The following is a 7,260-nucleotide window of genomic DNA, read 5'->3' as shown; positions in this document are numbered from 1 at the left end:
ACCACGTACCCGCTCGACCGTCAGATGACGGCGGCGAGCCTCGGCTTCTCGCGCGTGATCCCCAACTCGCTCGATGCCGTGTCCGACCGCGACTTCCTGCTCGATTTGTCCTACGCGTGCAGCGTGTCGTGCATGCACCTGTCGCGCCTGTGCGAGGAGATCGTGCTGTGGTCCACGGCCGAGTTCGACTTCATCGAGCTCTCCGACGCGTTCTCCACGGGCTCGTCCATCATGCCGCAGAAGAAGAACCCCGACTTCGCTGAGCTCATCCGCGGGAAGACCGGGCGCGTGGTGGGCGACCTCGTGGCGCTGCTCGTCACCATGAAGGCGCTGCCGCTCGCGTACAACAAGGACCTGCAGGAGGACAAGGAAGGGGCCATCGACGCCGCCAAGACGCTCGAGGACTGCCTCGTGTGCGCCGCCGGCATGATCGAGACGATGGCGGTGAAGCCCGAGAGCATGCGCGCCCAGGCGAAGAAGGGCTACCTCGCCGCCACCGACGTGGCCGACTACCTGGCGAAGAAGGGCATGCCGTTCCGTCGCGCCCACGAGGTGGTGGGGCACCTCGTGCTTTTGTGCGAGCAGCGCGGCTGCGATCTGGATGACCTTGCGCTCGCGGACTTCCAGGCCGAGAGCGACCTCTTCGAGGCCGACATCACCTCCGCACTCGACCTCGACGCCATCGTGGCCGCCCGCACCACCGAGGGCGGCACGGGCCACGCCGCCGTGGCCGAGCAGCTGGCGCTCGCGAAGCAGGTTCTCGCCGCCGACGAGGCCGCGCTCTAGCCAGCAAGGGCGTGACAGGGGGACGGGGATAATGTCACGCCCCGCATCTGCTTGAAGGTTGTGAGAGCCCCGTGGGCGTGACATTATCCCCGTCCCCCTGTCACGCACCTTCAACCTCGCGTTCATGCCGCCGGGTCATCCGGCGGCATTTTTAGGCCTCCCATCGGCCCTTTTGCCTTGTGACCATTTTCCAACAAACTTGTGTTGATTCAAGAGGGGCAGCCCCCCGATGATACAATGGCGAAAGTTTTTTGGAGGTGTTCACGTGGCTTCACGTTCAATGAAGAACCGGCCCAGTGCCAAGAAGAAGCATCCCAAGATCGGGCTGCTCGTCGTCGTCAGCGTCCTGGCGGCCGTAATCGTCGCCGGCGGCGTGGGCGTCTACGCCCTCGGCATGTCCTGGATCGGCGATCTGACGGAGTACGACGTCTCGAATACGGACAATCTCAATACCTCGCTCCCAAGCGAGGCGTGGGACAGCACCAAGACCGTCCAGCTTGCCAAATTCCAGCTGGACAACCGCGAGCCGGTTGAGTTGAACCAGATCAGCCAGTATGTGCTCGATGGAACGGTGGCAACCGAGGACGAGCGCTTCTACGAGCACGGCGGCTTCGACCTGGCCGGCATCGCGCGTGCGCTCGTGGTGAACATCACCGGATCGGGTCGCGAGGGCGCCTCGACCATCACGCAGCAGTTCGTGCGCAACACCATCCTCTCCGACGAGATGGATGAGATATCCATCAAGCGCAAGGTGCGCGAGATGTACCTTTCCGTCAAGCTCGAGGAAGTGTACTCGAAAGACGAGATACTGCGCATGTACCTCAACACCATCAACTACGGCAACGCCACGTACGGCATCCAGGCCGCCTCGCAGCGCTACTTCTCGAAGGACGCGACCGACCTGACGCTGGCCGAGGCTGCCGCCCTCGTGGGCATTCCCCAGTCGCCGTCTTACAACAACCCGCTTGTCGACGGCGGCAAGAACTGCATAGAGCGACGCAATCTCGTGCTCGACCGGATGCTGTCGAATGGCTATATCACCCAGGAGGAGCACGACGCGGCGCAGCAGGCTCCCCTCGAGGTCAACGAGACCATCCCCACGAACGACGGCATCCTCGCCTACCCGTACTTCACCAGCTACATGCGCCAAGAGCTCAAGGAAGAGCTGGGAATGTCGGAGGCGGAGATACTCAAGGGCGGGTTCACCATCGTCACGACGCTCGACGTCACCGCCCAGGAGGCGGCGGAGCAGGCAGCGAGGGACAAGGCCGCCCAGGCAAACGGGACTGCCGGCCTTGACAACGTGTTCGAGTCTGCCATGGCGGCCGTCGACCCCGAGACGGGCCACATCAAGGCGCTCGTCGGGGGCAGGGATTACTCTGAGAGCCAGGTGAACCTCGCAACGGGCACCGGCGGGGCCGGCCGTCAGTCGGGATCCTCGTTCAAGACGTTCACCCTGGTGGCGGCTATCAAGGCGGGAATCGATCCGCAGACCCTCATCAACTGCTCGGCCACGGCGAAGTTCCCCGGGTGGTCCGTCGAGAACATCAACAAGACGGAGTATGGAACCCGCAGCATCGCGCGTGCCTTCGCCGTGTCTTCGAACACCGGTTTCGCGCGCCTCTGCCTGTCGCTCGGGCCCGACGCCGTGGCTTCGACTGCCAAGGAGATGGGCATCCATTCCAATCTGTCGAGCACCGGCTCTATTACGTTAGGCGTCGACGCGGTGACGCCCCTTGAGATGGCCGAGGCCTACGCTACGCTTGCCAGCGGGGGCGTCCACCACAACACCACTCCCGTCCTGCAAGTTTACAATCGCGATGACGAGCTGGTCGTGGATAACACCACCACCGAGGGAGAGCGGGTGCTCGAGCCCGAGGTCGCCCATGCGGCCCTCAAGGTTATGGAGGGCGTCGTGCAGAGCTCCGAGGGCACCGGCACCGATGCCGCCTTGGCGAACGGGCAGGTTGTCGCAGGTAAGACGGGCACCTCGGACGATTACAAGGACAGTTGGTTCTGCGGCGTGACGCCCCAGATGTCGGTGGCTTTCTGGCTTGGCGACCGTCGCGATTACTTTGGAGACAACTCCTGCGAATCGATCCCGCCGTCGGTCACGGTGGCAAGCGCCTTTGCCAGCTTCATGAACGTGGTGCTCGAAGGGCAGCCTGCGGTCGATTTCGCCAATGCCGCCAATCCGCCGTATAAGACCTATACCGATGCGAAGTACGGCATCGGGGGCACCGCCGGCTCTTCAGGTGAGGATGAGTCGAAAGACTCGGACAAGAAGGACAAAGACACCGATTCCAACAGCGCGAACGGGACCAACAACGGCTCGAACTCGGGCGGCACTAACGGATCCAACACGCCGGGAGGGCCATCCGGCGGTGGGACCGACAAGCCCGATCCGGCTCCAACCCCGGACCCCGAGCCCACGCCGGACCCCGAGCCCACGCCCGATCCGGAACCGGAGCCGACCCCCGATCCCGAGCCCACCCCGAAGCCCGATCCGGCCAAGACCCCGTCTGCGGCAAGTTTCTCTCTGCCAACGATTTGGTCGCGCACACTTCAAATGCTCACCGCATAACAGGTACACTGTTTGCAGGTTGTTTTCACGCGCCGCATCCAAGCGGCGCTTTACTCGAAAGGGAAGTAGGTTGTACATGAAACGTTCCATGCTCATCAAAGCCGTCGGCGTCATGTGCGCGGCCTTCGTGGCGGTTGCCGCGCTCGCCGGCTGCACGTCGCAGGAAAGCGCCGCGACGAAGCAGCAGTCCGAGAACCGACAGTACATGACGCAGGTCAACCAGACGATGGAAGATCTGCAGAGCCGGCTCGACGGTTTCACCGACGCCGTGTCGCGCGGCGACCTGGTGGGCATGCGGACACAGGCCGACAACGCCTACAAGGCGCTCGACGAGCTGGGCAAGCTGAACGTCCCCGACGATCTCAAGGACATCCAGCAGGAGTACGTCGACGGCACGAACAAGCTGAAGGACGCCCTGAACGCCTACATCGAGCTCTACACGGAAATCGACAGCGCCACCGAGGCACAGCCTTTCGACTATTCGACGTACGACCAGCGTATAGCCGATATCAAGAGCCAGTACGACGAGGGTATCGGCAAGCTCCAGTCGGGCGACAACAAGGCCTCCGAGAAGAACTAGCAACAGCCTGTTCTTCCAACCAAAACGCTCCCCTTCCTCAAGTTCGTGGAAGGGGAGCGTTTCGATGCAAGGGCAAAACGTCGAATCATCCCGTGCCGTCAGGCGGAGGGTCGGGGGTTGGGTCCGGGTCGGGAGGTGGATCCGGGTCGGGCGTCGGGGTAGGTGTCGGCGTGGGGGTCGGGTCAACCGGCTTCGGCCCCTTCGACACCACGAGCACGATCTTGCCGTTCTGCACGCTCTGGCTGATGACGATGCCCGCTGCGACGCTGCTCGAATACTCCTCGGTATAGGAGACGTCGTACCCGTTCAGCAGGGAGGCGGCATCGCTTAGGGAAAGCCCCACGGCACCCGCCGCCTTCGCGGCGAGCTCCTTGTCCTTCTCTTCCTGCGTTTGCTTCGCGTACTTCTCCTTCTGCTCCGTGTTGAAGGGGTTCTTGTACTCGGGATCCTTCGTCTCGGGGAATTGCACGATCTCCGTACCCGCGAGGGCTCGCGACATGAAGTCCCTCCACAGATAGTTGGCAGTGAGGTCCTCGTCGGTCTGTTCGTAATTGCGGCTGCCGATCCAAGCGGCGCACGAGAGTTGCGGCGAGTATCCTACGAGCCAGTGTCCGCGAAATTCCTGCACGGTGCCCGTCTTGCCCGCCACCGGTTGCCCGTTCGTCGGCATCATGCCGTAGGCGGTGCCATCAGAAGATTCGAAAACCGTGCGAAGCACCTTGGTCACGGCACCCGCCACCTCTTCGGAGATCACACGCTCTCCCTCGTCGCTGGTCGGTGCCTCGTAGACCACGTTGCCGTTCTTGTCCACGATCTTCGTCACGGCTACCGCCTCGTGTCGCATCCCACCGGTAGCAAAGGTGGCGTAGGCTTTCGCCATATCGAGGGGCGTGACGTTCTCCGTGCCCAGCGTGGCAATAGGCAGGTTCTGCGTTTCGAAGTTCGCCCCGAGGCGTTGCGCCATCTCGTTCATGGCGGCAGGGGTCACTTTTTCGGCAAGTCGGTAGTAGCCAGTGTTCGACGACACGGTGGTGGCGCTTGCGATGCTGCGTATCCCGTAGTTGGTATTGCCGAAGTTCCAAAGCTCTTTGCCGCCCGTTATGGTCATCGGGTTCGTGCAGTCGATCATCGTTGCGGGATTGATGCCCTGCTCGATGGCTGCCGCCAAGGTGAACGGCTTGAACGACGATCCTGTAGGCTGGCCTCCCTGCGTGGCGACGTTCCATTGGTTAGAGAAATAGTCCTTGCCGCCCACGAGGGCTTTTATATAGCCCGTACTTGGCTCGACGGCCACGATGGAGGACTCGAGATTATCGGCAATGACCTCGTTTTGGGCGGCGCAGGCCGCTTCAGCCTTCTCCTGCATGGCCGGGTCGAGCGACGTGTAGATGGTGTAGCCACCCTCGAACAGGTCGGCATAGGAGAGGCCGAAGGGGTTGTTCTCGGCCGTCAGAAGGTCGCGGACATAGCTGGTAAAGTAAGGATAGGCGTAGATTCCCTGGCTGGGCGGATCGCCGGCCAGGTTCAGATCCTCCTCCAGCGGCACCGCTTGGGCTGCATCGTGCTCCTCCTGCGTGATGTCGCCGGCCGTGAGCATGCGGTCGAGCACCACGTTGCGGCGCTCCTGGCAGGCCTCCGGGTTCTCCTTCGGGTTGAGGTACGTCGGCGACTGGGGGATGCCCACAAGGGCGGCAGCCTGCGACAGCGTCAAGTTGAGCGCCGACACCTGGAAGTAGTTCTGTGCCGCCGCCTCTATGCCGTAGCAGCCGTCGCCGTAGTTGATGGTGTTCAGGTACATGAGGAGTATCTCGTCTTTGGAGTACATCTTCTCCATGTCCACCGCCAGCTGCGCTTCGCGGATCTTGCGCTCGAACGAGATGTCGTTGGCCTCCTCGGACAGCACGGTGTTGCGCACGAGCTGCTGCGTGATGGTGGAGGCGCCCTCGAGCGCCCCGCCGCCCAGGTTGACGAGCACGGCGCGTGCGATGCCGGGAAGGTCCACGCCGGTATGCTCGTAGAAGCGCACATCCTCGGTGTCCACCGTGCCCTTGAGCACGTAGGGGCTCACCTGGTCGGCCGAGGCGAGCGGGTCCCGCTTCTCAAGCTGGAACTCGGCCAAAAGCGTGCTCTGGTCGCCCGCGTACATCGTCGACTCCTGCGCGTAGTTGAACGCGTCGGTGCTCGACAGGCTGGGGAGGTCGCTCGTCCAATCGTCTATGACGTGAAGCACGCCCTGGACGCCTTGATACGCCACGAAGCAGAAAGCCGCTGCTGCGACAAGCAGGAGCCATTTCGCGGCATGGGTGCGCGTTTCGCGCTGTTTTCGCCGTATTTTCATGGTTCGACTATACTACCATACTGCCGTTGCCGAACCGTTACAACGCGGGCCGGCGCACAGAAAAGAGCATAAAGCGGCTGCTCGCACGCATAATGCACGTGCGGTCGCATGAGATACGCAGTTAGGAAGCAACTATGTCGAACCAGCAAGGCACGGCGCTGCCGTCCGTGGAACTGCTTGCCCCGGCGGGGGGCGCAGAGGCGCTGCACGCGGCGGTGGCAGGTGGGGCGGATGCCGTCTACCTGGGATTGGACGCGTTCAACGCACGGCGCAACGCCGACAACTTCACGCTTGAGACCCTTGGCGAGGCCTGCGACTACGCGCATCTGCGCGGCGTGCGCGTGTACGTGACGCTGAACACCGCCATCCTGCCCTCGGAGGTCGACCGCGCTCTCGAGTGCGCGCGGCAGGCGTACCGGGCCGGCGCCGATGCCTTCATCGTGCAGGACGTGGGCGTGGCCGCCGAGCTCGCCCGCTCGCTTCCCCAGGCGCGCCTGCATATCTCCACGCAGATGAACACCCACAACGCAGCCGGCATCGAGGCAGCCGCCAAGCTGGGTGCGCGCCGCGTGACGCTCGCGCGCGAGCTGTCCCTGGCAGAAGTTGAGCACCTGGCCGGCATTGCGTCCGACCTCGGCCTGGAAGTCGAGGCGTTCGCCCACGGTGCCCTGTGCGTGTGCTATTCGGGCCAGTGCTTCATGTCCTCGATGATCGGCGGCCGCTCGGCGAACCGGGGCCTGTGCGCCCAGGCGTGCCGGCTTCCCTACGAGCTGCGCAACCGCGCACAGCGCAAGGAGCTGCCGTCGCCGGGCGAGCACCTGCTCTCGCCGCAGGATCTCTGCGTCATCGACCTCATGCCCGAGCTGGTGGCAGCCGGTGCCGCCTCGCTCAAGATAGAGGGGCGCATGAAGTCCGCCGACTACGTGTTTGCGGTGACGTCCGCCTACCGGGCGGTGCTCGACCGCGTGCTGG

At 63.5% G+C, this 7,260-nt stretch carries 5 protein-coding genes; 4 read left to right on the top strand and 1 reads right to left on the bottom strand.

From position 1 onward, the window contains the following. The 3 genes from argH to GPA_RS00390 all read left to right on the top strand — a co-directional run. The coding region (argH, locus tag GPA_RS17095; RefSeq protein WP_041238669.1) for an argininosuccinate lyase at positions 1–786 on the top strand (786 nt) is incomplete at its 5' end. A 265-nt stretch (positions 787–1,051) separates the two neighbouring features. Beyond that, positions 1,052–3,370, top strand: coding sequence for a transglycosylase domain-containing protein (locus GPA_RS00395; RefSeq protein ID WP_197533046.1), 2,319 nt, complete (start codon positions 1,052–1,054; stop codon positions 3,368–3,370). 76 nt (positions 3,371–3,446) lie between these two features. Continuing rightward, on the top strand, positions 3,447–3,950 hold the full coding sequence (locus GPA_RS00390; RefSeq protein WP_015538621.1) for a hypothetical protein: 504 nt from the start codon (positions 3,447–3,449) through the stop codon (positions 3,948–3,950). 85 nt (positions 3,951–4,035) lie between these two features. On the opposite strand, the gene GPA_RS00385 is transcribed toward GPA_RS00390, so the two are convergent. After that, on the bottom strand, positions 4,036–6,180 hold the full coding sequence (locus tag GPA_RS00385; protein WP_227156009.1) for a transglycosylase domain-containing protein: 2,145 nt from the start codon (positions 6,178–6,180) through the stop codon (positions 4,036–4,038). Between the two features lie 242 nt (positions 6,181–6,422). On the opposite strand from GPA_RS00385, the gene GPA_RS00380 reads away from it, so the two are divergent. Next, positions 6,423–7,260: peptidase U32 family protein (locus GPA_RS00380; protein ID WP_041238667.1), on the top strand; the 838-nt coding region annotated here is incomplete at its 3' end.

Origin of the sequence: Gordonibacter pamelaeae 7-10-1-b, assembly GCF_000210055.1 — a bacterium.
Classification (GTDB): domain Bacteria; phylum Actinomycetota; class Coriobacteriia; order Coriobacteriales; family Eggerthellaceae; genus Gordonibacter; species Gordonibacter pamelaeae.
Note: the sequence above shows the minus strand (reverse complement) of the source record. Positions and strands in the feature narration are given on the sequence as shown.

Coding starts and splice junctions, on each gene's coding strand:
- GPA_RS00390 (WP_015538621.1), top strand. CDS start 3,447: ATGAAACGTTCCATGCTCATCAAAGCCGTCGGCGTCATGTGCGCGGCC.